Origin of the sequence: Streptomyces tuirus, from assembly GCF_014701095.1 — a bacterium.
GTDB classification, from domain to species: domain Bacteria; phylum Actinomycetota; class Actinomycetes; order Streptomycetales; family Streptomycetaceae; genus Streptomyces; species Streptomyces tuirus.
The window spans coordinates 6,295,034-6,321,739 of the sequence record NZ_AP023439.1; the positions used below are offsets into that span (position 1 = coordinate 6,295,034).

The window sequence follows — 26,706 nt, forward strand, 5'->3', positions numbered from 1 at the left end:
CCCCGCCACGGTGCCAGGGGCGGGGCGCCGCGAAGGGCCTCAGATCGAGGACCCCGGATCCAGGGCCGGTCCGCTGCCGCGGGTGAGCGACGGCGCTTCCGTGTCCGGGGCCGAGTCGGCCTGGGCGGGGCCCTGTTGGGAGCGGCCGTAGCGCATTCCGAGCAGTGCGACCGTGAGGCCGGCGGCCAGCATCGGCACGGACATCGCGTAGAACACGGTGCTCGGTGACCAGTTCATGGTGAGCGCCGCTCCGACCATGATCGGTCCGAGGATGCCGCCGACGCGTCCGATGCCCAGCGCCCAGCCGACACCGGTGGAGCGCATCTGGGCCGGGTAGAAGACGGCTGCCAGTGCGATCAGGCTCTTCTGGCCGCCGCTGACGCAACAGCCGGCGAAGAAGTTCGCCGTCAGCAGGACCCACAGGGGTGCGTGGAAGGCGATGCCGGTCAGGGCCAGGCAGCCGAAGCCCACCACGTAGAGGACGCCCAGCGTCCGGTAGGGCCCGAGCCGGTCCATGGACGGGCCGGTGACGAAGGCAGCGGCGATGCCGCCCACCGTGGTCAGGGTGGTGGCGGCGACGACCACGTTCATCGAGTAGTCGAGGTCGGTCATGATGGTGGGGAGCCAGCTCTGCAGGGCGTAGAACTCAGCCAGGTTGATCATGAAGACGAACCACAGCAGCAGGGTGCCCCACAGCCACTTGCGCGTGAACAGGCTGCTGAGCGCGGTGCGTTTGCCGCTGTCGTTCTCCTCGACGCTGAAGACCGGTTCGCTCTGCTCGGGCAGGGACGTGGGGAGTCCGGCGTCGATCCGACGGAAGATGGCGTAGATGCGCTGAGGGGCCAGGTTCCGCTGGATCATGAAGACCGGGGACTCGGGCAGGCCGCGGATCAGGAAGGGGATCAGCAGGAGGGGCGCGGCGGCGCCGACCCACAGCAGCGAACGCCAGCCGTGGTCCTCGATGAGCCATCCCGCGGCCAGTCCGGCGACGACGAAGCCGACGGAGAAGCCGCAGTAGATGGCGAGCACGAAAGTGGCCCGCAGTCTTTTCGGACTGAACTCGCCGGTGAGAGCCACAGCGCTCGGCGCGGCCGCGCCGAGCCCCATGCCGGTGACGAAGCGCAGGATGACGAGTTCGGTGACGTTGTCCGCCCAGAGGGCGGCCAGGGTGGTGACGCCGAAGACGGCTGTGGCCGCGATGATGAGACGTTTGTGCCCGAAGCGGTCCGACAGAGGGGACAGGGCCAGGTAGCCGACCATGAGGCCGACCAGCGCGGCCGAGAAGATCGGCCCGAGCGCACTTTGGGACAGCCCCCATTCGTCCGCGATGTGGGGGGCCATGTAGCTGATGGCTTGGGTGTCGAAGCCGTCGATGAACATGACGAGACCGCACAAGGTGACCACCCTGAACTGGTAGCGGGTCATGCGGCGTTCATCGACGAAGTCCGGGAGATGCAGTCGCAGGGGTTGCTGAGACATGAGTGCCTCGATTCGGGCCGGGACGCCCGTACGGCGAACGGTACGGGTGCGATGCGGGTGCGGGTGCGACGCGGGGGGTGGCGGCGGGTGAGAAGGGGTGAGGTGAACGGCGCCGCCGCCCCGCGCGGTGCGGACGCGCGGCGCCGTTCCCAAGAGGGGCCTGTCAGGCCACCGGTACTACGGGCTCGCCGGACGGGACGAAGGCGTCGCAGTGGAAGCGTTCCGGGTCCAGGCCCCCGCGTTCGACGAAGTCCTTCCGTGCGGCGTCCGTCATCATCGGGCTGCCGCAGGCGTACACCTCGTGGTGACCCAGGTCCGGATGGTCCTCCAGAACGGCCCGGTGGACCCAGCCCGTGCGCCCGGCCCAGTCGGGGCCCGCATCCGAGAGGACGGGCGTGAAGGAGAGCCACGGCAGGCGGGCCGACCAGCCCTCGGCGAGGTCGCGCAGGTAGAGGTCCTCCTCCCGGCGGCCTCCCCAGTACAGGTGCACAGGCCGGTCGACGCGGCGCCGGATGTGGTCCTCCACGATGGACTTGACCGGGGCGAAGCCTGTGCCGGTGGCCACGACGATGGCGGGCCGGTCGGACTCGGCGTCGACGGAGAACTCCCCGTAGGGCAGCTCGACGGTGAGCTGGTCGCCCTTGGCGAGGGCCGCGACAACGCCTTCGGAGAACCGGCCGCCGGGCACGACACGGACATGCAGGTGCACGCTGTCGTTCTGGTGCGGGGGGTTGGCCATGGAGTAGGTGCGGCTGTCGCCGTCCGGCAGGAGAACCTTGAGGTACTGCCCTGCCGCGAACTTGGCGCGCCGGCCCGTCGGCAGCCTCAACTGGAGGGCCACCACGTCCGCTGCGGGACGGGTGACGCGATGGACCTTCGCCGACATCGTCTGACGCTCCGGAGCGCCCCGCTCGGTGATGCGACGAGGCGCGATGCCGAGGTCGGAGCAAGGGCGCGCCTGGCACAGCAGTACGGCTTCCGCGGGGCCCTCGGCGGTTCCCCGCCCGCGCACGTGAGCCCGCCCGGACGTCAGCCCGCCTTCACAGGTCGAACAGACGCCCTTGCGGCACGAGTACGGGATCGCGTACCCGGCGCGTTCGGCGGCGTCGAGCACGGTCTCCTCCGGCTCGCAGGGGAAGCTGATGCCGGTATCGGCTACGTTCACCTGATACGTCATATGTGTTCCTCCACGAGAGGGACGTGGGGCAGGGGAGGCGTTGCCGAGCCGATGAGGCGAACGGCTCGAAGCACCGCCGCCGGGTCGGCGACCCCTCGCCCTGCGATGTCGAAGGCCGTGCCGTGTCCCACGCTGGAGAAGGCGATGCCCCCGCCGACCGACACCGCCGCGGCCGAACGCCCGGCGAGCAGTTTCACCGGGATGTGCCCCTGATCGTGGTACATGGCCACGAAGGCGTCGTACTGCCCGGTGCCGGTCCGGTCGCCGAGCAGGATGTCGGCGCCGACCGGGCCATGGGCGTCGATGCCCGCCGCACGGAGACGCTCCACACCGGGAACGGTGATCCGCTGATCGTCGTCGCCGAAGAGCCCGTCCTCGCCGGCGTGCGGGTTGATCCCGAACACGGCGATTCTCGGTGAGGCGACCCCGGTCGAGGCGAGGAAGTCCACCGCTGCCCGTCCGGCGCTCTCCACCAGCTCCGGCGTCAGCCGGGACACCGCGTCCACCAGCCGTTCGTGGAGCGTCGCGTGAACGATCCGCAGACCTCCTCCCACCAGCATCAGGAACACGAGGTCGGGGTGTTTCCCGCTGAGCCGGGCCAGCAGCGAGGGATAGCCGGAGAAGGCGATGGACGCGGCCCTGATCGCCGTCTCCGAGTGGGGGCCTCCGACGATGCCCCGCCCGCGGCCCTCCTGGACCGCCCGAACCGCTTCGCCCAGGTAGGTCACGGTGGCCGCGCCGGCCGCCGCGTGGACCGTTCCGGGCCGGAAGGCCTGCGGGTGAAGGGCCGGTACGTGCATGAGGTCCACCGTCCCCGCCCGTCCCTCGTCGGTTCCGTCCGTCTCGCGGACGACGAGGCCCGCCTGGTGTGCGTAGTGCCGCACGACCAGGGCGTCCCCCACGAGCACGGGGCGGAGTCCGGGGTCGGGGTCGTCCGACAGTGCCTCGCTTGCCTTTACGGCGATCTCCGGTCCGACGCCGTTGGGGTCCCCGATGGTCACGAGGATGCGACCGGACGGTGTCGTGCCCGACGGGGTCACAGCGGCAGCGCCAGGAGGGTGTCGATGGTGGAGCTGTCGCAGACCACGACCCGCTCGGCGAGGCTCGCCCGGTCCCCGTCGAACCGGTAGCGGTCGAGGTAGCGTCCGGTGGCGAAGATGTCGGAGCTGCCGTCGCGCATGACGCGGACGACGAGGAAGCCGGTTTCGCTGCGGGCGCCCTCGTCCGACTCCTCCAGGATCGCGGGCTGGCCGAGGATGTGCCGGTAGGTGTGCGCCTCGTAGATGTTGGCCTCGAGCAGGGCGGAAACGCGGTCGCTGAGCATGCGCCGGTTGTCGGCCCAGATCACGCCCGCCTCCAGCCCCTCGCTGTGGTTGGCGGCCGTGGTGATGCGGTAGTGGCAGTCCTCCTCGAAGAACCCGGGCCAGTCCTCCATCCGGCCGTCGTCGATGCAGCGGGCGTACTCGCCCTGGGCGCGGCTGATGAGCCTGAAGGCATCCACGGTCACGTTCACTTGTCGTTCTCCTGTCGCAGGTGCATGCCCTCGCGGTACGCCTTCCAGAAGCCGCGGACGGATGCCTCGGTGACCCGGCTCTCGCTGGACGCGGCCGATTCACCGCCCATCTCCAGCACGGCCTGCTCGTCGGCGGCACCGGCGATTCCACGCTGGACGAAGCCGCCCACGCAGCCGTCCTCCATCGAGATGTAACCGGCGGGGCCGATCAGGTTGGCCTGCTTGAGCCGCACGGTGCGCTGCTCCGGGGTGTCCTCCTCGAACCCGAGGTAGGTCCAGTTGAGCCGGGTGGACTCGACGCCGCGCGGAAGGATCTGGCGGACCGCCACGGAGTTCTGGATCTGCTGGAGGACGAACCCGGGGAAGACGGAGAGGATCTGCAGGGTGGTGTCGTCCCCCACCTCGCTGAATCCGTCGAGGAGCGAGGGGTCGGCGAGCTTGTACTCGCTGTCGGACCGGATGTTCTGGTCGGAGTACCCGGCGTCCAGCTCCGCTTCGCGGTCGATGGCGGAGTAGCTGACGTGGTGGGCACCGCTCTCGCTGACGATGATGCCGCCGCGCTGACCGAGGCGGTTGATGCCGAACGTGGTGAAGAAGAGGTGCAGGATGCTCGCGTGGTAGGAGTCCTTGACGTTCTCCATGTAGAGCTTCCAGTTGTTCGGAAGCAGCTGGGTGAACCGGCCGAGGACAACCGGTGTGCGGCCGCCGAGTACCCGGTCGATCCGGCTGAGGATCTCGTCGCCGAGGTACTCCTCGATGTCGGGGACGTCCTCGTCGAAGCTGCCGAAGACCAGGCCGTGCAGGACGGCGAGCCGTAGCTTGCGCGGGCCGTGGTCCTCCAGGCAGAAGTACTTCGGCATGCCTCCCTGGCCCTTGATGCCGTCCTTGAAGGCGACCCCGGTCAGATCACCCTGGAGGTTGTAGCTCCAGGCGTGGTAGACGCAGGTGAAATCCTTGGCGTTGCTGCCGCGGTCGTCCAGGGCGAGCAGCGCGCCGCGGTGGGCACACCGGTTCTCGAAGCCGTAGAGCTCGCCGTCCTCGTCGCGGGAGACGATGACGGGGGTGTCGCCGACGAAGGTCGTCCGGTAGTCACCGGGCTGCGGAACCTCGGCCTCCAGGCAGAGGTAGCTCCAGTAGGGGCCGCGGAACAGGTTCTCCTGCTCCTCGCGGTACACGTCCTGGCGCTGGAAGACCCAGTACGGGACGCGCGTCAGCTCGTCGGGCCACTCCGGGCGGTCCTGCTCCCTCTTCGCGGAGTTCTCGGGCAGGGTGCTCGTCAAGGCTGCTCCTTCTTCCGGAATGCCGCGACCGCGGCTGCGCCGGCGCGCGGCATTCCGGACTTCCTCAGTGCGGGTGTCATGCCTCGGGGTTGACAGCTCCCGATTTTGTTCGTATAACGAACGCGTGGCTAATACGCGAACAGATAAGCCGAGTGTCGGAAGCGCTGTCAAGGCTGCGGAGCCGGGTAATCCGCGTCCGCGCGGCCCGGAAGGCATGGCAGGGCTGGCCAAAGGGCTGGCTGTGATCGAGACATTCGGGCGTTCGCGCACCCAGTTGACGGTCTCGGAGGCGGCCCAGGCCACGGGACTGACGCGCGCCACCGCGCGCCGGTGCCTGCTGACACTGACGGAGCTCGGGTATCTGGCGCACGACGGGAAGCACTTCCGTCCCACGCCCCGGATGGCGAGGCTCGGCGGGTCCTACACACGAACCGACCCGCTGCCCCGCCTCGCGCAGCCCCATCTGGTGTCCGCGCGCGAGGCGCTGGGGGAGTCGGTCTCGCTCGCCGTACTCGACGACGGGGCAGCGGTGTTCGTGGCCCGGGCCGAGACCGAGCGGGTGGTCTCCGCGGGAGTGCAGGTCGGGACCCGGCTCGCCGCCTACAGTTCGGCGACCGGCAGGGTGCTGCTGGCAGCTTTGCCGGACGCGGAGTTGGGCGCGTACCTGGCTGGTTGCCGGCCCCAGGCGCGTACCCCGAAGTCGCTCGTCGACGTCGAGGAGATCAGGCGGCAGGTACTGGCGGTCCGGGAGGGAGCCGCCGCCGTCACCGACGAGGAGCTGGAGCTCGGCATGCGCTCGATGGCCACACCGGTGAGGGACGCGCAGGGCGACATCAGGGCCGCCCTCAGCGTCAGTGCCTTCACGGCCCGTATCTCGATGGAGGACATGCGCGAGCAGTTCCTGCCCGTACTCGAAGACCACGCGGAGAGGATCGGCCGCATGCTGTGAGCGGGGATGTACCGCTCCGGCCGACGCCCCGGGCTTCCGAGGTGACTACGCCGGCTTTCGATCCCGTCCCGCGGGTCACGCACCTTCTCCGGCGGTCCGCGCCGGCTCGGCCGGCTGATTGATTCGGGGGATGGTGGACCGGTCCAACCCCACCGCCACTCGCCGAAGTCGGAGCCTCCGGGAGTGACAGCCTTCCGGAGCCGGGTCATGGCCTGACTCCTTCCGGAGCCGGGCCATGACCTGACCTCTCAGTTGCTGAGGGCCTGCGAGATGCGGTCCGCGGTCTTCACCACCTGGTCGATGATCGACGCTCGCTGCGCCTCGTCGAGGCGGAAGGCAGGGCACGGCGCCGACAGCGCGGCCACGATCTGCGATCCCTCCCTGACCGGGGCGGAGGCGGCCCAGACCCCCTCGTCGATCTCCTCGTGGCTCACCTCCCAGCCCTGCCGCATCGCGTGGTCGATCTCGGTGAGGAACGCCTCGCGGCCGTTGACCGGGGGGAGTTCGCCGACGGCGAGGGCCTCGTCGATGTGGCGCAGGCGCTCCGTCGCGGACAGACCGCCGAGCAGAAGACGCACGCTGGCACCCCGCAGGGCGGGCAGGGGCTGACCCGGCTCGAAGGACAGCCGGAACGGGCGCAGGCTCTCCACGCGATGGATGCACACGGGCAGTCCGTGCACCAGCCGGCTGAGGATCACCGTCTCCTGGGTGCTGTGCGACAGCTCGCGCATGAACGGTTCGGCCACGTTCACCAGGGGAGTCGCCCGCCGGGCGGCCCGCCCCAGAGCCGCGACCCGCATCGTGAGGTGGTAGTGCCCGCGGTCGCCCTCCTCGATCAGGCCCATGTCGCGCAGCAGCGCCACATATCGGTGAGCCGTGGGCACGGGGATCCCCAGTTCGTCCGCCAGTTGACGGACCGTTGCCACCGGCCGCTGTTCCGTGAAGGCGAACAGCAACTCCAGAGCCCTGCGCCCGCTGTCCGCGCCCGCCTTCGAGGGTGCCACCGTTCCTCCGCACTTCCGTCCATTGACGCCTGTCGTATCCCGACCTACTGTATCGAAATCACTCAGCGATAAGACGTTATCGCACAGCGATAGTAAGGAGGGTGTGGTGGACGGTTCACCACCGATTGCCCCTCGTTCCGCGGCACCCCGGCACACCGGTGTGGACCCGCTGCCGGAAACGGCGCGGGCGAGCGTCGCGCTGCCGGGCGCCCGCAGTGCGCTGCGGACCTTCCCGCTACGGGCCGCCGGGCCGCGGGAAGGCTGGCTGCGGGTCACCGCGTCCGGGATCTGCGGGACGGACGTCGGCATGTTCCAGCGGGGAGTGGCCGCCGCGACGGTGCTCGGCCATCACGTCGTCGGCCGGATCGCGGCCGTCGGTCCGGAGGCGGCGCACCGCTGGCGGGTCGGCCCCGGCGACCGGGTGCTGGTGGAGGAGTACCTGCCCTGCGGCCGGTGTCCCGACTGTGCGTCGGGCGCCTACCGGCTGTGCCCCCAGACCGATCTGTGGGGCGGTGGGCGGCGCATCGGCACGGTGCCGGTCAGCGAGGACCCCGCGCTGTTCGGCGGCAACGCCGAGTTCATGTTCCTCCCCGGCAACGCCGTCGTGCACCGGCTGCCCCCGCAGTTGCCGCAGGAGCTCGCGGCCTGGGTCCTGCCGTACGCCAACGCCGTCGACTGGGTCCTGCGCGCCGGCCGGCTGGAAGCCGGGCAGAACGTCGTCGTGCTCGGCCCCGGCTACCACGGTCTCGCCGTGGCCGCCGCGGCCCGCCTGGGCGAGGCCGGCAAGGTCGTCGTTGTGGGCCTGCCCCGGGACGCCGAACGGCTGGGCATGGCCGAGGCGCTGGGCGCCACCGCGGTCGTCGCCGAAGAGTCCGGAGACTGGGGCGCGGCCGTACGGGCGGCCCTGGGCGGCGGCTCCTGCGACCTAGTCGTCGACACCACCGGCTCCGACCCGAGCGTGGTGGACGTCGCCGTGGACCTGCTGGGACACGGCGGCCGCCTGGTGCTGACCACGCCGAAGCAGCCGGCCGCCGTCCCGGCCGACTCCGCGGCGATGATCCGGCGCTGTCTGACACTGACCGCGGTCCGCGGCCGTCCCCCGCAGGCGATCGGCCGTGCCATCGCCTCCCTGACCGAGGGCACCTCGGGGCTGGAGCACGTGCCCACCGTCGAAATCCCCCTCGAAGAAGTGGGCGACATGCTCACCCGGCTCGCGGCCGGCAGCGGACCGTCCTCACCGCACATCGTCGTCCGGCCCGACCTCGATCGCCCCGATACCCAGCGCCCCTGACCACACAGAAGGAGAGAGCCACATGCTGACGCCGGAACAGAACGAACGACTGGTGCGCACCGACCGGGGCACCGAGATGGGCACCCTGCTGCGCCGGTACTGGATTCCCGCGCTGCTCGCCGAGGAGATCCCCGAACCCGACTGCCCCCCGGTCCGGGTGAAGCTGCTGGGGGAGAACCTGATCGCCTTCCGCGACACCCAGGGCCGCATCGGTCTGCTCGACGAGTTCTGCAGTCACCGCACCGCGTCCCTGTTCTTCGGCCGCAACGAGGAATGCGGTCTGCGCTGCGCCTACCACGGCTGGAAGTACGACGTCGAAGGCAACTGCGTCGACATGCCGTCCGAACCGCCCGCCAGCCGCTTCCACGAGAAGATCAAGCAGACGGCCTACCCCTGCGTCGAGCGCGGGGGTGTCATCTGGACCTACATGGGCCCGCCGGAGCTGAAGCCCGAGCTGCCCGAGCTGGAGTGGGCCACCCTGCCGCCCGAGAACGTCTTCGTCTCCAAGCGACTGCAGGAGACCAACTTCATGCAGGCCATGGAGGGCGGGATCGACTCCAGCCACGTCTCCTTCGCCCACCGCTTCAACATGGACGACGATCCCATGCACGCGGGCACCGCCGGCATCGCCTACCTCAAGGCGGACACCAGGCCCAAGTTCGAGGTCATCGAGTCCGACGGCGGTCTGCTGATCGGCGCCCGCCGGGAAGCGGACGCGGACCACTACTACTGGCGCGTCACCCAGTGGATCATGCCCTGGTACACGATCATCCCGCCGTTCGGAACCCACAACCCGCTGGGCGGACACGCCTGGGTGCCCATCGACGACGAGAACTGCTGGGCCTGGAGCATCAATTACCACCCCACCCGTCCCCTGAGGGACGACGAACTCGAGGCGATGCGCCAAGGCGAGGGCATCCACGCCAAGTACCTGCCCGGCACCTACCGCACGGCCGCGAACAAGACCAACGACTATCTGATTGACCGTCAGGCGCAGCGCGAGAAGCGCAGTTTCAGCGGTGTCGAGGGCATCGCCGCCCAGGACTTCTCTCTTCAGGAGAGCATGGGCGCCATCGTCGACCGCACCAAGGAGCGTCTCGGCACGTCCGACGCCGCGATCATCCTGGCCCGCCGCCGTCTCCTCGCGGCCGCCGAGACCGCGGACAAGGACGAGCCGCTGCCGGGTGACCGGGCCGAGCACCACCGGGTGCGGTCGGCCTCGGTGCTGCTGCCCCGGTCCGTCCCCTTCCAGGAAGGCGCCAAGGACGCGCTCGTCGTCCACCCCGGCGAGGACTTCACCTCCATCTGATCCGTCCGCGCACCCGGAAGGAGGGCTCGCCGCCATGCCGTCAGCCTCCCGCTCACACCGGTCCTACCGGGCCGACGTACTCCTGGTCCCCCTCGAACCGCGCTCCCGGGCCGCCGTCCTGAACCCCGCCCCGCACGACGCACTCGACGGGATCGTGATAGCCGGCCCCGACACGCCCTCGGCCGGCACGGGCTCTGCTCCGGGCGGCCTGTCCCGGCCCGACGTCGTGGTCATGCTGGCCCACGACCTCGCCGCCGTCGATCCCGGCCTCGTCACCCGCCTCGGCATCTCGGCCCGCGCGTCCGGTGCTCTGGTCGGCGCGATCGTCATCAGCCCCGACCGGAGCTGGCACGGCCCGCAAGCCCGGCGCACCGCCACCGAACTGCGTGCCACCGCCGACACCGTGGTGGTCCTCGCCGACATGGCACCGGCGGTGGCGCTGCTCCGGGTGCTGCGCGGCGGTCCCCGGACCGCTGACACGCCCGGCCCGATCTGAAGAAAGGCAGACCGACCATGACGGACACCGAGTGGTTCCAGGTCGTCGTCACCCAAGTCCGCCTGGAAGCGGACCAGGTGATCTCCATGGTGCTCTCGCCCACCGCGGGCGAAGCCCTGCCCGGCTGGGAGGCGGGCGCCCACATCGATGTGCGCCTGCCCTCGGGCCTGATCCGGCAGTACTCTCTGTGCGGCGATCCCGCCGAGCCGCATTACACGATCGCGGTGCTCCGCGACAGCACGGGGCGCGGTGGATCGGCCGAGATCCACGACACCGCGCTGGTCGGCATGACCCTCGAACTGCGCGGCCCCCGCAATCACTTCGTGCTCCAGCCGGCTGCCCGTTACGTCTTCGTGGCCGGCGGCATCGGAGTCACCCCCATCCTGTCCATGGCCCGCCACGCCACCCGGCACGGCGTCCCCTGGTCACTGCACTACGGCGGACGACGCGCCGACACCATGGCGTTCGCCGGTGAGCTCCGCGGACTCGCCCACCAGGCGGGTGCGGCTCTCACCCTGCGCAGCGACGGCGCGGAGGGTCCCCTGCCCCTGGCCGAGATCGTTCGCGAGGCCCCCGAGGACAGCCTGCTCTACGCCTGCGGCCCCGCCGGCATGCTCACCGCCCTGCGCGCCGCCGTCGCGTCCGACCGCGCCGATCTGACCCTGCTCACCGAGCAGTTCACCGCCGCCGAGTCACCCGCTCCGGTCCCGGACGGCGAAAACGCCACCCCCGCTGCCGCGTTCGAGGTCGAACTCGCCCGCACCGGCGAGACCGTGACCGTCGAGCCCGGAACCTCCATCCTCGAGGCCGTACGCGAAGTCCGGCCCGATGTCCTGTACTCCTGCGAGGAGGGTTTCTGCGGCACCTGCGAAACCAAGGTGATCGCAGGCAAGCCCCTTCATCAGGACACCATCCTCAGCGCGAGCGAGCGGGCCGCCGGCCACACGATGATGATCTGCGTCGGCGGCTGCGCCTCACGCCGCCTGGTCCTGGACCTCTGACCGCTCAAGCGGTACCCCCGACTCCACACCCACGGAGGTTCAACGGTGAACCTGTCGTCACACAAGCCTGCCCAGCCGTCCGACCACCCGCGGCCGTCGCCGTACCGCTGGGTCGTCCTGATCGCCTGCTGGGTCTCCTTCACCCTCACGTCCATCGACCGTTCCACATGGGGTCCGGCCTCCGTCTTCGTCGGTGAGAGCCTTGCCGTACCCCTGGCCAGCCTCGGCGCCTTCGCCACCGCCTACTACATCGGTTACGTCGTCTCCAACGCCCTGGGCGGACTGGGCGTGGACCGCTACGGTGGCCGCATCCTGCTGACCGTCTCCCTGCTGGGCGCGGGCGTCGGCATGACCGCCTTCGGCTCGACCACGTCGGCGACGGTGGGCATCGCGCTCCAGGCGCTGGTCGGTCTCTTCGCCGGCGCGGACTACTCGGCCGGCATCCGGCTCATCACCAGCTGGTTTCCGGCGGCGAGCCTCGGTCTGCCGTTGGGACTGTTCACTACCGCCACCTCCCTGGGCACCGCGATAGCCAACACCGTGGTCCCCACCATCATCGCCAAGTACAGCTGGCACACCTCGTACCACGTCTTCGGCGTCATCTCCATCGTGCTGGCTGTTCTGCTCTTCTTCCTGGTACGCCCCGGCCCGATGCTCGACACCGCCGACACCGCCGACACCGCCGACTCCGGGGGCGAGCGCCCCGGGCGCAGGCTCGACCTGGGCGGCCTGGTGCGCAACCGCAGCCTCGTCCTGACCTGCCTGACCGGGTTCGGCGGCTTCTGGGGCCTGTACGGGTTCATCACCTGGGCGAACGCCCTGATGATCAAGGGACACGGGGTCACGCCTGCGACCGCCGGCCTGGTCGTGTCCGTCTTCGCCGTCACCGCCATCGCCGTGAAGCCGGCCGTCGGATTCGTCACGGACCGCTTCTTCGGAGGCGCCCGCAAGACACCGACGATCGCGATTCTCGCGGTCTTCGGCAGCACGCTGGTGTGCTTCGGCGCACTCGGAGATCCGGACGCGCTCATCTGGCTCGCCCCCCTGCTGGGTGCGGCGGCCTACGGCTGGACCCCCCTGGTCGTCGCCCTGGTGCCCAGGCTGGTCCCGTCCTCGGTGACGGGCTCCGCATCCGGCATCGCGAACGCCACCTGGCAACTGGGCAGCGTGGTCGTGCCCGTCGTCGTGGGCATGGTGTTCTCCGCGACCGGCTCCTTCGGCGCGGCCTTCCTTGCTCTGGCCGCCGGCCCCTTCACCGGATGCCTCATCATGCTGGCCGTCAACGAGCGGCCGCCGTCCACGGCCGACACCCCCGAAGACGCCGCGCCGGCCTCCGGCCAAGCACAGGGTTCGGCCGCGGGTCGCCTCCCGATGAACGGACCACCTGCGTGAGGTCCTGCCTGCCCGGATCGACTGCCCGGAGCTATCGGTCCGGCTGTCGGTGAGCCACGGCACGGCGGGGCTCAGACGGGCTCCGGCTCGAAGTGCCGCAGCAGGTCCCGGCCGGGCTGGACCACTCCGTAGGTGCTCTCGGGCACCGCGTTCCACACCCCGGGGAGATCACCCAGCGGCTCCGACACGACCAGCCGCGTCTCGTCGGAGACATGGTTCAGGAACCCCAGGTCGGGATGGAGGGCCCGCACGTCCTCCACCCGGCTGCTGTAGTACAGCGACCGCGATTTTCCCGCGCTGGAGTAGCGGAAGAACCACACCCGTTCCCCGTCGGTCACCGCGACCGTCATCTGCAGTGGCTGCGCCACCCCGTGCTCGCGGCCGAGGCGCTCGATGAGCCCCGTCATCCGGGCCACCGCACCCGGCGGATCGCCGTCGAGACCGAAGGTGAGCGCCACGTGGAACATCACCTCCGAGTCCGTCGTGCCCTCCAGCGACGGGAACAGCTCCGGGTCCACGGCCAGCATGAGATCCCGGCGCAGCTCCCGGAACCCGTCGATCGCCCCGTTGTGCATCCACATCCACCGCCCGTAGCGGAACGGATGACAGTTCGTCTGCTGCACGGCCGAGCCGGTCGAGGCGCGCACATGCGCGAAGAACAGCGGCGAGCGGACGTGGTCGGCGATCTCCCGCAGATTGAGGTTGCTCCAGGCCGGGCCGGTGTCACGGATGACGGCGGGGGTGCGCAGGTGCCACCCGTACCAGCCGACGCCGAAGCCGTCGCCGTTGGTGGTCTCGACCCCCATCCGCGCGTGCAGGCTCTGGTCGATCAGCGAGTGCTCCGGGCGGTAGAGGACGTCGTCGAGCAGCACGGGAGTGCCCGAGTAGGCGAGCCAGCGGCACATGGCCGATACCCCTGTTCCGAGCCGCCGCCCGGCCGGGCCGCGCGGCTCCGTAGGTGATGTGCGTGAACCCCAGCGAACCTCCCTCGCACCCGGCACGCATCGCCCGCCGCGGGTGGTTACGGGGACGGCCGATACCACCGACGCGCGGTGGCCGGCGCCGCTGACACGTGGTGGCCGAAGCGGTTTACGCACGGTGGCGGAAGCCGCTGACGCGCGGTGGCCCGAGTCGCTGACGCACGGGATGCCGATGTCACCGACGCGTGGTGGCGGAAGTGGCTGACGGTGTCCGGAGCCGCCGACGCGTTGTGGCCCGAGTCGCTGACGCACGGTGGCCGATGCCACCGACGCGTGGTGGCCGGAGCCGCTGACGCGCGGTGGCCCGAGTCGCTGACGCACGGTGGCCGATGCCACCGGGCGCGTGGTGGCCCGAGCCGCCGACGCCCGGTGGTGGCCCGCGTGGACGGCGGGCGCCGCTGCCCGGCCGCCCGCCCCGCCAACCCGGGCGGTCACTCCGTCGCCGCGAGGATCCGGCCCGAGCGGGCCGCCGCGCCCAGCGCCTCGAAGTCCCGCTCGTTCTGGTCGGCGTACGCCTGGGCGAACACCGTGAGCGCCCGGTCGAAGCGGTCGCCGCCGCCCAGGTAGGCGGCGATGGCGACGGGATCGCCCGAGCGGGCGTGGGCCCGTGCCAGGCTCGCCCCGCACAGCCGCGCGAACAGCCGGAGCAGGCCGGGGTCCATGGTCTCCGGCCGGGCGATGCCCTTCCAGTCCCGCAACTGCCGCACGTAGAAGTCCCGCTCGTGCCCGTCGAGGCCCACCGCGTGTGTCCAGCCCAGCAGGATGTCGCTGGTCGTCTGGATCAGCCGCTGCCCCGCCACCACGCGCCGGCCCTGGTTGTCGTAGCGGTCGCCGCCGGAATGGGCGGCGAGCACCGACTCCTGTGCCTCCTTGGCCTGGAGCAGCAGCGGATCGTCGTCGTCCCGGCCGAGCAGCAGCACGATCCAGCAGCGGGTGCCGACACTGCCGACCCCCACCACCTTGCGGGCGATGTCCACCAGCCGGTAGCGGCGCAGCAGATGCCGCCGCTCGGACGACAGGCTCCGTGCGTAGCCCTCCAGGACGGCGCGCAGCTCCTTCTCCCGGAAGTGCGCCGAGTCGTCCTCCAGCAGGTCCCGCAGCGGGATGATCAGCGGCGGGTCCGGTGTGATCCGCCGCCCCACGGCCGTGTCCCGGGTGAGCTTCTCGTAGGCCTGCATGTACGTGCGGGACCGGGCACTCGCCGTGGCCTTCGCGGTGCGGCGCCGGGCCTCCTTGGACATCGACGCGGCCATCAGCTCCCCCATCCGGTCCGCGTCGTCCTGGGCGTACCAGATGTCCAGGGTGCGCATCCCGGCGAAGTCCCGCATCCGCTGCCGGTAGGCCCGCAGGCACGTCTCCACCGCGCTGTTCTGCTCCGCTGCCGAGAAGCCGTTGGCGCGGCCCGCGATGGCGAAGCTGGCCGCGAGCCGTTTGACGTCCCACTCGAAGGGCCCGGCCAGCGTCTCGTCGAAGTCGTTGATGTCGAAGATCAGATGGCGCTCCGGTGAGGCCAGCAGCCGGAAGTTCAGCAGATGGGCGTCCCCGCACAGCTGCACCCGCAGCCCGGTGTCGGTGGTGGCCCCGAGGTCCGCCGCCATGATCGCCGCAGCTCCCCGGTAGAAGCGGAACGGGGACTCCAGCATGCGGCCGTAGCGGATCGGCACCAACTCCGGTACGCGGGTGGCGGACTGGCGCTCCACCACCTCGACGGGATCGAACCGGTCGGGCCCGGCCTCGAACCCGGCGTGGGAGGAACGCGGCACCCGCCGCCGGGCGCTGCGGCCCGCGGCGGCCCGCTCGCTCGGTGACATGAAGGTGGTGAACGGACTCGGTACGGTCATGGCTCAGCCCTCCGGCCGCGAGGGGAAGTCGTCCGAGGGCTCTCGGCCCTGCCGGCGCAGCCCCGCCTGCACAGCGCCGGCGAGGATCCGTGCCGCCACGCCCACCAGCAGCAGCCCGCCCAGCATCTGAATCATCGTCAGCACCCGCCCGGTCTGGGAATCGGCCGTGATGTCGCCGTAGCCGACGGTGGTGAACGTGGTCAGCGTGAAGTACAGGGAGTCCGTCTTCGTCAACGGCTCGCTGAAGGAGCCCGGGGTCGTGTGCTCCAGCAGGAAGTAGGCGCCCGCGAAGAGCAGCAGGAACAGCGCCAGCGTCGTGGCCAGGGCCTCGACGGCCTTCAGCCGGGGGTAGGGCGAGGTCACGATGGCCCGCACCTCCCACCAGAAGACCACGACCACCAGCAGCAGACCGCAGACCAGCAGCACCGAGTCGCCGCTCGTGCCGCGCCCGTCCAGGGGCAGCACGTAGTAGACCGTGACGAGGCCGGCCGCGATGAGCGCGGCGCGCAGGAGGGCCGTGACCGCCGCCCGCCGGCTACGCCCCGGCCGCCGCCGGCCGGGAACCTCCGCTGAATCGTCCATCGCGTGTCTCTCGGTCTCGGTCCCGCCCCGGTGCCGGGGCGCCCCACAAGCCCTGCCCCACCACCTCAGCGTCCGGACGCCCCGCGCGGATCACCCGCCACGGGTGAGGCAGCCCGGCTCCGGCCCCGGGCACGCTGGTGTCGACGGGGACGGCTGCCGGGCGTGCACCCGGGACGGAGGACCGACATGACCGCGCAGGACTACCTGGCCGCTCTCGGCCCCCGTACCCCCACCTCCGGTCGCTGACCGCGCCGGACGCAGCAGAATCGAGGGAGCAGGATGACCGCTACACACCCGACGCACGGGACCTCGAGGGCGAGGCACGGAACCGCCGCCGCGGGCCTGATGATCTTTGCCGCCGTCATGCTCATGATCGCCGGGATCCTGGGGATCATGCGCGGCATCTCGGCCATCGCCGAGGACCAGGTCTTCGTCGCGACCCCCAACTACGTCTTCTCCTTCGACCTCACCGGCTGGGGCTGGATCCACCTCATCCTGGGCGTGGTCGCCGTGCTCGTCAGCGTGGGACTGTTCCAGGCATCCACCTGGGCACGCGTCCTCGGTGTGGGGATCGCCGGACTCGTCCTCATCGCGAACTTCCTCTCCCTGCCCGCCTATCCGGTCTGGTCCGTCGTGATGATCGCGTTGACCGGGTTCATCATCTGGGCCCTGTGCACCGTGAAGAAGGGCGACATCTGAGAGCCGGCCGTACCCGCCCGGAAGGGACGGGCACGGCCGCGTTCGCGCCCCGGCCCCCCGCGCTCAGGCGCGGGTGCGGACCAGCAGCAGGGCGACGTCGTCGTCCGGCTCCGGGCTCAGCGCGCTGAGCAGGCTGTCGCTGGCGCGTTGCAGGCTGGGCCCCGCGTTCCCGAGCAGCCGGGTCAGGGTGTCCAGGCCGGTGTCGATCGGCTCCCCGCGGTTCTCGACCAGCCCGTCCGTGTACAGGGCGAGCAGGGAGCCCGGGGCGAGTCCCACCTCCACCGTGCCGAAGTCCACGCCGCCGACCCCGAGCGGGACCCCGCCCGGCACGTCGACGAGCTCGGCACGTCCGTCCGCCCCGGCGAGCACCGGCGGCAGATGCCCGGCGCTGGACAGCTCGCAGGTGCCGCGCCGCAGGTCGCACACCGCGTACACGCAGGTGGCGATCGCGTCGCCGAGGGAGCCGGCGATGTCGTCGAGGTGCCGCAGCAGCTCGGCGGGCGGCAGGTCCAGCCGGGCCAGCGCCCGCGTCGCCGTGCTCAGCTGCCCCATGATCGCCGCGGCCTGGACGCCCTTGCCCATGACGTCACCGACGACCAGCCCGGTGCGCCCCGGGCCCAGCGGCAGCACGTCGTACCAGTCGCCGCCGACCTCGCTGAGGGCCGGGCGGTAGCGGGCGGCGATGTCCAGCCCCTCCCGCTCGGCGGGCGTGCTCGGCAGCAGGCTGCGCTGCAGGGTCAGGGCGGTGCCGCGCTCACGGCCGTACAGGCGGGCGTTGTCGATGCAGATCGCGGCGCGGGCCGCGAGTTCCGAGGCGAGCACCTGGTCCTGGTCGTCGAAGGGGCGTTCGTTGACCGTGCGGTACAGCGAGAGCGTGCCGAGCACCTTGCCCCGGGCCACCAGCGGCAGCGCCAGATAGGAGTGGGCGCCGGCCTCGTGCAGGGCGAGGGCGGCCCGTGAGTCCCGGGCCAGACGCCGCAGCATCTTGCCGTCCACGCGCTCGACCAGGACCGGGCGGGCGCTGCGCACGACTTGCGTGATGATCCGCGACGACCCGTACGTGGCCAGCTCGCCCACCGGGTCGGCGGCGTGGATGGCGTCGGTGGGGTAGCCGGCCGCCACGGCCAGCGCCCGGAACTCGGCCGGGGAGCCGCCCGACACGGGCGTGATGGTGCCGCGGGCCACGACCGACTCCAGGACGTCCACGGCGGCGAGGTCCGCGAGGTGCGGCACGACCACGTCGGCCAGCTCCCGGGCGGTCTGCTGGAGGTCCAGCGTGGTGCCGATCCTCATCCCCGCGTCGGCGATCACCGACAGGTGCTGGCGGGCCTGCGCGACCTCGGCCGCGGCCTGCTGCCGCTCGGTGACGTCCAGCACCGCCATCGCGAGCCCGAGTACGCGGCCGTCGATGTCCTCGATGCGGTGGTAGGACTCCGAGTAGGCGCGGTCCTGCTCGTCCGCCGCCGTCCGGCCGACGGTCTGCTGGTCGAGCAGGGGTGCGCCGGTCTCCAGGACGTGCCGCATCCGGGCCTCGATGGCCTGCACGTCCAGGCCGGGCAGCACCTCCCCGACCCGGCGCCCCAGCACGGCCTCCTCGGGCACGCCGTTGATCCGCTCCAGCGCGGGGTTGACCCCGACCCAGCGCAGGTCGTTGTCGAAGACGGCGATGCCGATCGGGGTCTGGTTGACGAGGCTGTGCGAGAGGGCGAGGTCGCGCTCGACCTGCCGTACGGTCGTCGCGTCCGTGGCGAGTCCCAGCAGGTGGGGCTGACCCTCGGGGTCGAGGAGGCGCATCGTGCGGAACTCCACGGCGCGTTCCGTGCCGTCGCGGTGCCGCAGCGGGAAGACACCGGCCCAGCGGGCACCCGTGCTGACCTGGGCGAACAGCTCCCTGCCCCGGGGCCGGTTCTCGGGGGAGACCAGCAGGGTGTCGGCGCGCTGGCGCAGGGCCTCCTCCGCGGTCCAGCCGAGCAGCTGCTCGATCTCGGGGCTCCACAGCGCGATGTGCCCGCCGGCGTCCAGGACCACGGCCGCGACCTTCAGCAGATCCAGCAGCCCGCCGGGCGCGGCCGTGACGGCGTCGCGGTCCGAGGTCGCATACCCGTTCATGCGAGCCGCTCCTTCCGGCGCGGCAAAAGGTACCGCCATGATCTGTTGCGCGGGCTGTCCGATGAGGTCACATTACGGTCGCGGGAGCGGCACTGTCGCGTCGAAGTGACAAAAAGCCGCGGGTCGGTGCCCGCGTGGGAGGGACAGGCGTCATGGAGGACCGGACCTGAGGGGAGAGCCTGGGCTGGACGCGCCCGCCCTGCCGACGAGCGAGCTGCTCGCCTTCCTCACGGCCTGAGACGCAGTCCCGCACCGGGGAACCATCAGGACCGCACAAAGTCCGACGGGGTCATTGCTTCGTTTGTGTTCGAGTCCTAGGGTGTGCCTGCTCAGCAGTTGCTCAGCCCCCGTCAGTTGCACGCCTCCCAGCAGAAACATCCATCAGGCATGGGTAGTTGGGCGGCCCGTCTGACATGCCCTCAGTCCGTGCAGCACCCTGTCGAACCGAGGAAGGCCACGGTCATGCCGCACCCGCACTCGCACCCCTCTCCCGCCGACCGGCCGGTCGTCAGCCGTCGCCGACTGCTGGAGGGAGGAGCCGCCGTGCTCGGCGCGCTCGCTCTGTCCGCGTCGCCCGCCGCGGCGCACGCGGCCGGCCGGCGCCCGGCGGCGGACGGCCCGCCCGAGTGGAACGACGGCCTGGGCGTCTACCGGATCGGCACCGAGCCGCCGCACACCACCCTCATGCCCTACGCGGACCTCGGACAGGCCCTGAAGGGCGACCGCGAGCGCTCGCCGTACCGGCTGAGCCTCGACGGCACCTGGAAGTTCGCCTACGCGGACCGCCCCGAGGACCGGGACGAGGACTTCCACGGCACCGACGTCGACGACTCCGGCTGGGACACCATCCCCGTGCCCTCGGCCTGGCAGCTGCACGGCTACGACTTCCCGATCTACGTCAACATCACCTACCCGTGGTGGGGTCCCAACGGCGGCGGCGAGGACGCCCAGCCGCCGGCCGCACCGACCCGCTACAACCCGGTGGGCCAGTACCGCCGCACGTTCACCGTGCCCCGCACCTGGTCCGGCCGCCGCACCTTCCTGCACTTCGAGGGCGTCAAGTCCGCCCACTACGTGTGGATCAACGGCGAACTGGCGGGCTACCACGAGGACTCCTACACCTCCGCCGAGTACGACATCACCCGTCACCTCAAGCCGGGCACCAACCAGATCGCCGTCGAGGTGTACCGCTACTCCGACGCGGAGTGGCTGGAGGACCAGGACATGATCCGGCTGAGCGGCATCTTCCGCTCGGTCCACCTCTACTCCACGCCGAGCGTGCACCTGCGCGACTTCCGTCTGAACACCCCCCTCGGCGACGGCTACACCACCGCCGAACTCCAGGTCACCGCGCACGTCCGCGACTACGGCGGCGAGGGCGCGGGCCGCTACACCGTCGAGACCCAGCTGTACGACGCGCGCGGCCACGCCGTCTGGCCGCGGCCCCTGAACCGGACCGTCGACGTCCCCGACGGCGACGAGGCCACCGTCGAGGCGTCCAGAGCCGTCCCCTCGCCCAAGCTGTGGTCGGCCGAGCACCCGAACCTCTACACCGCCGTGCTCCGCCTGCGCGACCCGGCCGGCCAGGTGGTCGAGACCCTCTCGCACCGGGTCGGCTTCCGCGAGTTCGCGCTCAAGGACGGCCTGATGCGCATCAACGGCAAACCGGTCTCCTTCCGCGGCACCAACCGGCACGAGATGCACCCCGTCACCGGCTCGGCGCTCACCCGCGCGCAGCTGGTCGAGGACATCGGCATCATCAAGCGGCTCAACATCAACAGCGTCCGCACCTCGCACTACCCCAACAACCCGCTCTGGCTGGAACTCGCCGACGAGTACGGCCTGTACCTCGTCGGCGAGACCAACCTCGAGACCCACGGCATCCGCGACGAGTTCCCCGGCAGCGGCCACCCCGAGTGGACCGAGGCATGCGTGGTCCGCGCCCAGAACATGGTCCACCGCGACAAGAACCACGCCTCGGTGGTCATCTGGTCCCTCGGCAACGAGGCGGGCGGCGGCACCACCTTCAACGCCATGCACGACTGGATCCGCTCCTACGACTCCACCCGCGTCATCCAGTACGAGGGCGACGACCGCCCGGGCATCAGCGACATCCGCTCCGAGATGTACGACAGCCCGCAGCGGGTCGAGCAGCGCGCCAAGGACACCGGCGACACCCGGCCGTACGTGATGATCGAGTACTCCCACGCGATGGGGAACTCCAGCGGCAACTTCAAGAAGTACTGGGACATCGTCCGCCGCCACGACGTCCTCCAGGGCGGCTGGATCTGGGACTTCGTCGACCAGGCCCTGCGCTGGCCCACCCCGTCGCGCAAGCTGCTGACCGAGTCGGGCCCGGCCGCACTGCGCGGCGAGGTCATGGCGCCCGCCGGCACCTTCGACCGGGCCAAGGGCCTCTCCGGGGGCACCGTCTTCCCCCGCGACACCGGCCTCGATCTCACGGGCTCCCTCACCCTGGAGGCCTGGGTCACCCCGGGCGTGACCGGCTTCCACCAGCCGATCCTCGCCAAGGGCGACACCCAGTACGCCCTCAAGCAGACGGACCGGAACCTGGAGTTCTTCATCCACGGCGGCGGCCAGTGGGTCACCGCGAGCTGGGCGCTGCCCGACGGCTGGACCGGCAAGGAGCACCACATCGCCGGTGTCTTCGACGCGGACGCGGGCACGCTCACCCTGTACGTCGACGGCCAGGTGCGCGGCACCCGGACGACCACCCGGCGCCCCGCGAACAACACCGCGTCCCTGTCGCTCGCCACCGACATCGACAACCCGACCCGGGAGTTCAGCGGCACCATCCGCCGGGCCCGCGTGTACGCCCGTGCCCTCGGCGCCGCCGAACTGGCCTCGGACACCCGCGCACCGGGCGACGAGGGCGTGCGCTTCTGGTTCGACGCCGCCACCGCAGGCTTCACCGAGAAGCGCACGCGCGAGAAGACCTTCTACGCCTACGGCGGCGACTGGGGCGACAACCCCAACGACGGCGCCTTCTCCGGCGACGGCATCGTCACCGCCGACCGCGGCCTCACCGGCAAGTCCGCCGAGGTCAAGCAGGTCTACCAGGCCGTCAACGCCACCGCGGCCCCGGGCGGTCCGGGCGCCGTCACCCTCACCAACGAGTACCTGTTCACCAACCTCCGCGAGTTCGGCGGCCGTTGGTCCCTCGTCGCCGACGGCGAGATCGTCCAGCGCGGCCGGCTGACCCGCGACCAGCTGAACGTGGCACCGCTGAGCAGCAAGGACATCAAGATTCCGGTGCGGCTCCCGGCGAAGCCCGCGCCCGGCACGGAGTACTTCCTCCAGCTCTCCTTCACCACCAGGGAAGCCACCCCGTGGGCCGAGGCCGGTTTCGAGGTGGCCAAGCAGCAACTCGCCCTCGACGCGGGCAGCCCGGCGGTGAAACCCGCACCGCTGCGCGGCGTGCCCGCCCTGAGCCACACCGACGGGGACAAGACCGTCGGCGTGCAGGGCAAGGGCTTCTCCGTCACCGTCGACAAGGCCACCGGGACGATCACCTCCTACGAGGCGGGCGGCACCCGTCTCCTCACCTCCGGACCCGTCCCGAACTTCTGGCGGGCGCCCACCGACAACGACCGGGGCAACGGCCAGCACACCCGCAACCAGACGTGGCGCGACGCCGGAGCGCGGCGGAAGGTGACCGGCGTACGGGTACGGCCCCTGGACGACCGGGCCGTCGAGGTCACCGTCACCGGCACGCTGCCCACCGCCACCGAGTCGACGTACAGCACGACCTACACGGTCTTCGGCAACGGCGAGATCAAGGTCGACAACACCCTGCACCCGGGCGCGGCCGGCCTGCCGTACATCCCGGAGGTCGGCACCCTGCTGTTCCTGCCGCGGAGCCTGGACCGGCTGCACTACTACGGCCGCGGCCCCGAGGAGAACATGTGGGACCGCAACAACGCCACCGACGTCGGCCTGCACTCCGGCACCGTCTCCGGGCAGTGGACCTCGTATCTGCGCCCCCAGGAGAACGGCAACAAGACCGATGTGCGGTGGGCCGCGCTGACCGACGGCCGGGGGCGCGGACTGCTCGTGACCGGTGAGCCGCTGCTGGAGGTCAACGCCTCGCACTTCACCCCCGAGGACCTGTCCGTCGGGGCCCGCCACGACTACCAGCTCACCCCCCGGGACGCGGTGGTCCTGCGGCTCAACCACCGGCAGATGGGCGTGGGCGGCGACAACAGCTGGGGCGCGCACACGCACGACGAGTTCAAGCTGCTCGCGAACCGCGCCTACGCGTACACCTACCGGCTGCGTCCGCTCACGCGCGTGAGCGAGGCGATGGAGGCCTCGCGGCGGCCGACCGCCACCGCATAGCACCGGCGGTGGGAACAGCGGCGCCGCCCTCAGCCGGCGGCGTCGCTGATGCCCAGCCGCAGGTGCTCCACGTGGTACACGGCCTGGTCGAGCAGCTCGGCGACATGGTGGTCGTGCAGCGCGTAGACCACCGAACGGCCCTGCCGCTCGCCCACGACCAGGCCCAGATTGCGCAGCAGCCGCAGCTGGTGGGAGCAGGCCGACTGCTCCATGCCCACCTCGGCGGCCAACTCCGTGGCCGGCAGCGGGCCTTCGCGCAGCCGCGCCAGGATCAGCAGCCGGGAGGGCGTGGACAGGGCCTGGAGCGTGGTGGCGACCTTCGCGACGTTGTCCGCGTCCAGGCGTACGCGCTCGGCGGCTTCCTGCGCGGGGGTGACGGCTCCATGACCCATGCCGTCATCGTACCGGCCACGCACGAACACATGAATGAATCTTCATCTGTCCCGGTGGGCCGGTTCCGCGCCGCCACGTCGATGTCGGATTCTCGCCAGCCCCGTGCCGCCCGGTGCCGGATGCTGGACGCATGCAGATGGGGATGCACACCGACACCGAGCGCTGCGTGCGCGCCGTGCGGTCGAAGGACGCGCGGTTCGACGGCTGGTTCTTCACGGCCGTCCTGACCACCGGCATCTACTGCCGTCCCAGCTGCCCGGTGGTGCCGCCCAAGCCGGAGAACATGGTCTTCCACCCCAGCGCGGCGGCCTGCCAGCAGGTCGGGTTCCGGGCCTGCAAGCGCTGCCGGCCCGACACCAGCCCCGGCTCCCCGGAGTGGAACCAGCGCGCCGACCTGGTGGCCCGCGCCATGCGGCTGATCGCCGACGGCGTCGTGGACCGCGAGGGCGTGCCCGGCCTCGCCGCCCGGCTCGGCTACAGCACCCGGCAGGTCGAGCGGCAGCTGCTCGCCGAGCTGGGCGCGGGCCCGCTCGCGCTCGCCCGCGCCCAGCGTGCCCAGACGGCCCGGCTGCTCGTCGAGACGACCGCCCTGCCCATGGCGCAGATCGCCTTCGCCGCCGGCTTCGCCTCGATCCGCACCTTCAACGACACGGTCCGCGAGGTCTTCGCCCTGCCCCCGAGCGAGCTGCGCGCCCGCGCCCCCGAACGGCAGGGCGCCGGCACCCCCGGCGCGCTCTCCCTGCGGCTGCCGTTCCGCGCCCCCCTCAACCCGGACAACCTCTTCGGCCACCTCGCCGCGACGGCCGTACCCGGCGTGGAGGAGTGGCGCGACGGCGCCTACCGCCGCACCCTGCGCCTGCCGTACGGCCACGGCATCGTGGCCCTCACCCCCAACCCGGACCACATCGCCTGCCGCCTCACCCTCAGCGACCTGCGCGATCTGACCGTCGCCATCAGCCGCTGCCGCCGCCTGCTCGACCTGGACGCCGACCCCGTCGCCATCGACGAGCAGCTCCGCGCCGACCCGGTCCTCGCGCCCCTGGTCGACAAGGCACCCGGGCGGCGGGTGCCGCGCACGGTCGACGAGACCGAGTTCGCCGTCCGGGCCGTGCTCGGGCAGCAGGTCTCCACGGCAGCCGCGCGCACCCACGCGGCCCGCCTCGTCACCGCGCACGGCGAACCGGTCGAGGACCCCGAGGGCGGCCTCACCCACCTCTTCCCGGCCCCCGAGGCCCTCGCGGCGCTGGACCCCGACTCGCTGGCGATGCCCCGCACCCGCCGCACCACCTTCACCACCCTGGTGCACCGGCTCGCCGACGGCGAGCTGCGCCTCGGCGTCGAGAGCGACTGGCCGCAGACCCGCGCCCAGCTCCTCGCCCTGCCCGGCTTCGGCCCCTGGACGGTGGACGTCATCGCCATGCGTGCCCTGGGCGACCCCGACGCCTTCTTCCCCACCGACCTCGGCATCCGCCGCGCCGCCCGGGAACTGGGCCTGCCGTCCACCCCCGCCGCGCTCACCGCACGCGCCGCCGCCTGGCGCCCCTGGCGGGCCTACGCGGTCCAGTACCTCTGGGCGACCGACAGCCACCCGATCAACTTCCTTCCGGTATAGGGACGTCAGATGAAGCAGCACACCGTGACCGACAGCCCGTACGGCCCGCTCACCCTCGTCGCCGAGGACGGCGTCCTGTGCGGCCTCTACATGACCGACCAGCGCCACCGCCCGCAGCAGGAGACCTTCGGCACCCGCGACGACACCCTGTTCGCGCAGACGGAGGAACAGCTGAAGGCCTACTTCGCGGGCGAGCTACGGGAGTTCACCGTCGAACTGCGCCTGACCGGCACCCCGTTCCAGCGCGCCGTCTGGGAGGAACTGCGCCGCATCCCCTACGGCGAGACCCGCACCTACGGCCGGCTCGCCGACACCCTCGGCACCCCCACCGCCTCCCGCGCGGTCGGCCTCGCCAACGGCCGCAACCCCATCGGCATCATCGTCCCCTGCCACCGCGTCATCGGCGCCAACGGCAGCCTGACCGGCTACGGCGGCGGCCTGGAGCGCAAGCAGCGCCTGCTGGACTTCGAGCGGGGCGCGGCCCTGTTCTAAGCGGTGCCCAGTCCGCGCAGCAGCTCCGGCAGCGCCGTGCCGATGGGGGCGCGGACGATCTCGTCGGCGAGGTCGTCGTACGGGGTCGGCTCGGCGTTGACGATGACCAGACGGGCGCCGTGGTCGGCGGCCACACCGGCGAGACCGGCGGCGGGCTGCACCTGAAGGCTCGTGCCGACGGCGATGAAGACCTGGCAGGCCTTGCTGACGGCGGCCGCCTCACCGAGGACGACGGGGTCGAGCCGCTCACCGAACATCACCGTCGCCGGCTTCAGGATCCCGCCGCACTCCCGGCACGGCGGGTCCTGCTCTCCGGCCTCGACTCGGGCCAGCGCGTCCGCCATCGGGCCGCGGGCGTGGCAGCCGGTGCAGACGAAGCTCCGCGCCGAGCCGTGCAGTTCGAGCACCTTGCGGTCCGGCATCCCGGCGAGCTGGTGCAGCCCGTCCACGTTCTGCGTGATCACCCGCACCGGCACCCCGGACCGCTCCAGCTCCGCCACGGCCCGGTGCGCGGCGTTGGGCTCGGCCCGCAGCGCCCCCGTCTCACGCCGCATCAGCCAGGAGCGGCGGCGGATGTCCGCATCGCCCATGTAGTACTCGTAGGTGACGAGCTTCTCGGCCTCGGGATCCCGCCGCCACAGCCCGTTCGGCCCGCGGTAGTCGGGGATCCCGGAATCCGTGCTGATACCGGCACCGGTGAGCAGGGCGACGAGCGGCTTGGTCATGCCACCGACAGTAGGACGGGCCG

The 26,706-nt window shown here is 71.5% G+C and carries 22 protein-coding genes; 10 read left to right on the top strand and 12 right to left on the bottom strand.

The window, feature by feature from the left end:
• Positions 1–39 precede the first annotated feature (39 nt).
• The 5 genes from IGS69_RS28605 to IGS69_RS28625 all read right to left on the bottom strand — a co-directional run bounded on the left by IGS69_RS28605 (position 40) and on the right by IGS69_RS28625 (position 5,449).
• Positions 40–1,479 carry an MFS transporter gene (locus IGS69_RS28605; RefSeq protein ID WP_190903364.1) on the bottom strand — a complete coding sequence of 480 codons (1,440 nt, stop codon included), beginning with the start codon at positions 1,477–1,479 and terminating at the stop codon, positions 40–42.
• A gap of 163 nt (positions 1,480–1,642) precedes the next feature.
• On the bottom strand, positions 1,643–2,644 hold the full coding sequence (locus IGS69_RS28610) for a 2Fe-2S iron-sulfur cluster-binding protein (protein ID WP_269783186.1): 1,002 nt from the start codon (positions 2,642–2,644) through the stop codon (positions 1,643–1,645).
• 8 nt (positions 2,645–2,652) lie between these two features.
• Complete coding sequence (locus tag IGS69_RS28615) at positions 2,653–3,657, bottom strand: PdxA family dehydrogenase (RefSeq protein ID WP_232543665.1); 1,005 nt, start codon at positions 3,655–3,657, stop codon at positions 2,653–2,655.
• A gap of 35 nt (positions 3,658–3,692) precedes the next feature.
• Entirely contained in the window at positions 3,693–4,169 is a 477-nt protein-coding gene (locus IGS69_RS28620) for an aromatic-ring-hydroxylating dioxygenase subunit beta (RefSeq protein WP_198427729.1), read from the bottom strand.
• Positions 4,166–5,449: an aromatic ring-hydroxylating dioxygenase subunit alpha gene (locus IGS69_RS28625; protein ID WP_198427730.1), complete on the bottom strand. Its 1,284-nt coding sequence runs from the start codon at positions 5,447–5,449 to the stop codon at positions 4,166–4,168. The genes IGS69_RS28620 and IGS69_RS28625 overlap by 4 nt, the downstream gene beginning before the upstream one ends.
• A gap of 214 nt (positions 5,450–5,663) precedes the next feature.
• Here IGS69_RS28625 and IGS69_RS28630 point away from each other — a divergent pair, with 214 nt between their 5' ends.
• Positions 5,664–6,398, top strand: a complete 735-nt coding sequence (locus IGS69_RS28630; protein WP_190903367.1) for an IclR family transcriptional regulator domain-containing protein — start codon at positions 5,664–5,666, stop codon at positions 6,396–6,398.
• Positions 6,399–6,646: 248 nt separating this feature from the next.
• Here the strand turns inward: IGS69_RS28630 and IGS69_RS28635 are convergent, their stop codons facing one another.
• Entirely contained in the window at positions 6,647–7,402 is a 756-nt protein-coding gene (locus IGS69_RS28635) for an IclR family transcriptional regulator (protein WP_190903368.1), read from the bottom strand.
• A gap of 106 nt (positions 7,403–7,508) precedes the next feature.
• Here IGS69_RS28635 and IGS69_RS28640 point away from each other — a divergent pair, with 106 nt between their 5' ends.
• From IGS69_RS28640 to IGS69_RS28660, 5 genes are read left to right on the top strand one after another with little or no spacing between them, the layout of a single operon-like run.
• On the top strand, positions 7,509–8,693 hold the full coding sequence (locus IGS69_RS28640) for a zinc-dependent alcohol dehydrogenase (protein WP_190903369.1): 1,185 nt from the start codon (positions 7,509–7,511) through the stop codon (positions 8,691–8,693).
• Positions 8,694–8,715: 22 nt separating this feature from the next.
• The gene (locus tag IGS69_RS28645) at positions 8,716–10,002 is read left to right on the top strand and encodes a Rieske 2Fe-2S domain-containing protein (RefSeq protein WP_190903370.1); all 1,287 of its coding nucleotides are present in this window, start codon (positions 8,716–8,718) and stop codon (positions 10,000–10,002) included.
• A gap of 34 nt (positions 10,003–10,036) precedes the next feature.
• Positions 10,037–10,498 carry a hypothetical protein gene (locus IGS69_RS28650; RefSeq protein ID WP_190903371.1) on the top strand — a complete coding sequence of 154 codons (462 nt, stop codon included), beginning with the start codon at positions 10,037–10,039 and terminating at the stop codon, positions 10,496–10,498.
• A gap of 17 nt (positions 10,499–10,515) precedes the next feature.
• Positions 10,516–11,499, top strand: coding sequence for a PDR/VanB family oxidoreductase (locus tag IGS69_RS28655; RefSeq protein WP_190903372.1), 984 nt, complete (start codon positions 10,516–10,518; stop codon positions 11,497–11,499).
• A 45-nt stretch (positions 11,500–11,544) separates the two neighbouring features.
• Positions 11,545–12,891: an MFS transporter gene (locus IGS69_RS28660; RefSeq protein ID WP_190903373.1), complete on the top strand. Its 1,347-nt coding sequence runs from the start codon at positions 11,545–11,547 to the stop codon at positions 12,889–12,891.
• A 71-nt stretch (positions 12,892–12,962) separates the two neighbouring features.
• Here the strand turns inward: IGS69_RS28660 and IGS69_RS28665 are convergent, their stop codons facing one another.
• From IGS69_RS28665 to IGS69_RS28675, 3 genes are all read right to left on the bottom strand, one after another.
• The gene (locus tag IGS69_RS28665; RefSeq protein WP_190903374.1) at positions 12,963–13,796 is read right to left on the bottom strand and encodes a class II glutamine amidotransferase; all 834 of its coding nucleotides are present in this window, start codon (positions 13,794–13,796) and stop codon (positions 12,963–12,965) included.
• 506 nt (positions 13,797–14,302) lie between these two features.
• On the bottom strand, positions 14,303–15,712 hold the full coding sequence (locus IGS69_RS28670) for a DUF2252 domain-containing protein (protein ID WP_190903375.1): 1,410 nt from the start codon (positions 15,710–15,712) through the stop codon (positions 14,303–14,305).
• Positions 15,713–15,715: 3 nt separating this feature from the next.
• A complete protein-coding gene (locus IGS69_RS28675) occupies positions 15,716–16,294 on the bottom strand; it encodes a potassium channel family protein (protein ID WP_190903376.1) in 579 nt (192 codons plus the stop codon).
• 279 nt (positions 16,295–16,573) lie between these two features.
• On the opposite strand from IGS69_RS28675, the gene IGS69_RS28680 reads away from it, so the two are divergent.
• Complete coding sequence (locus IGS69_RS28680; protein ID WP_190903377.1) at positions 16,574–16,993, top strand: DUF7144 family membrane protein; 420 nt, start codon at positions 16,574–16,576, stop codon at positions 16,991–16,993.
• Positions 16,994–17,056: 63 nt separating this feature from the next.
• On the opposite strand, the gene IGS69_RS28685 is transcribed toward IGS69_RS28680, so the two are convergent.
• Complete coding sequence (locus IGS69_RS28685; RefSeq protein ID WP_190903378.1) at positions 17,057–19,102, bottom strand: SpoIIE family protein phosphatase; 2,046 nt, start codon at positions 19,100–19,102, stop codon at positions 17,057–17,059.
• A 462-nt stretch (positions 19,103–19,564) separates the two neighbouring features.
• Here IGS69_RS28685 and IGS69_RS28690 point away from each other — a divergent pair, with 462 nt between their 5' ends.
• Positions 19,565–23,461 carry a glycoside hydrolase family 2 TIM barrel-domain containing protein gene (locus IGS69_RS28690; RefSeq protein WP_190903379.1) on the top strand — a complete coding sequence of 1,299 codons (3,897 nt, stop codon included), beginning with the start codon at positions 19,565–19,567 and terminating at the stop codon, positions 23,459–23,461.
• Between the two features lie 29 nt (positions 23,462–23,490).
• Here IGS69_RS28690 and IGS69_RS28695 read toward each other — a convergent pair whose 3' ends face one another.
• Positions 23,491–23,853, bottom strand: coding sequence for an ArsR/SmtB family transcription factor (locus IGS69_RS28695; protein WP_190903380.1), 363 nt, complete (start codon positions 23,851–23,853; stop codon positions 23,491–23,493).
• 131 nt (positions 23,854–23,984) lie between these two features.
• Here IGS69_RS28695 and IGS69_RS28700 point away from each other — a divergent pair, with 131 nt between their 5' ends.
• Together IGS69_RS28700 and IGS69_RS28705 are read left to right on the top strand one after the other, a co-directional pair.
• Positions 23,985–25,466 carry an AlkA N-terminal domain-containing protein gene (locus IGS69_RS28700; protein WP_269783187.1) on the top strand — a complete coding sequence of 494 codons (1,482 nt, stop codon included), beginning with the start codon at positions 23,985–23,987 and terminating at the stop codon, positions 25,464–25,466.
• A gap of 9 nt (positions 25,467–25,475) precedes the next feature.
• Entirely contained in the window at positions 25,476–25,958 is a 483-nt protein-coding gene (locus IGS69_RS28705) for a methylated-DNA--[protein]-cysteine S-methyltransferase (protein WP_190903381.1), read from the top strand.
• Here the strand turns inward: IGS69_RS28705 and IGS69_RS28710 are convergent.
• A complete protein-coding gene (locus tag IGS69_RS28710; RefSeq protein ID WP_190903382.1) occupies positions 25,955–26,683 on the bottom strand; it encodes an SIR2 family NAD-dependent protein deacylase in 729 nt (242 codons plus the stop codon). The two genes, IGS69_RS28705 and IGS69_RS28710, sit on opposite strands and share 4 nt — an antisense overlap.
• Between the last annotated feature and the right edge of the window lie 23 nt (positions 26,684–26,706).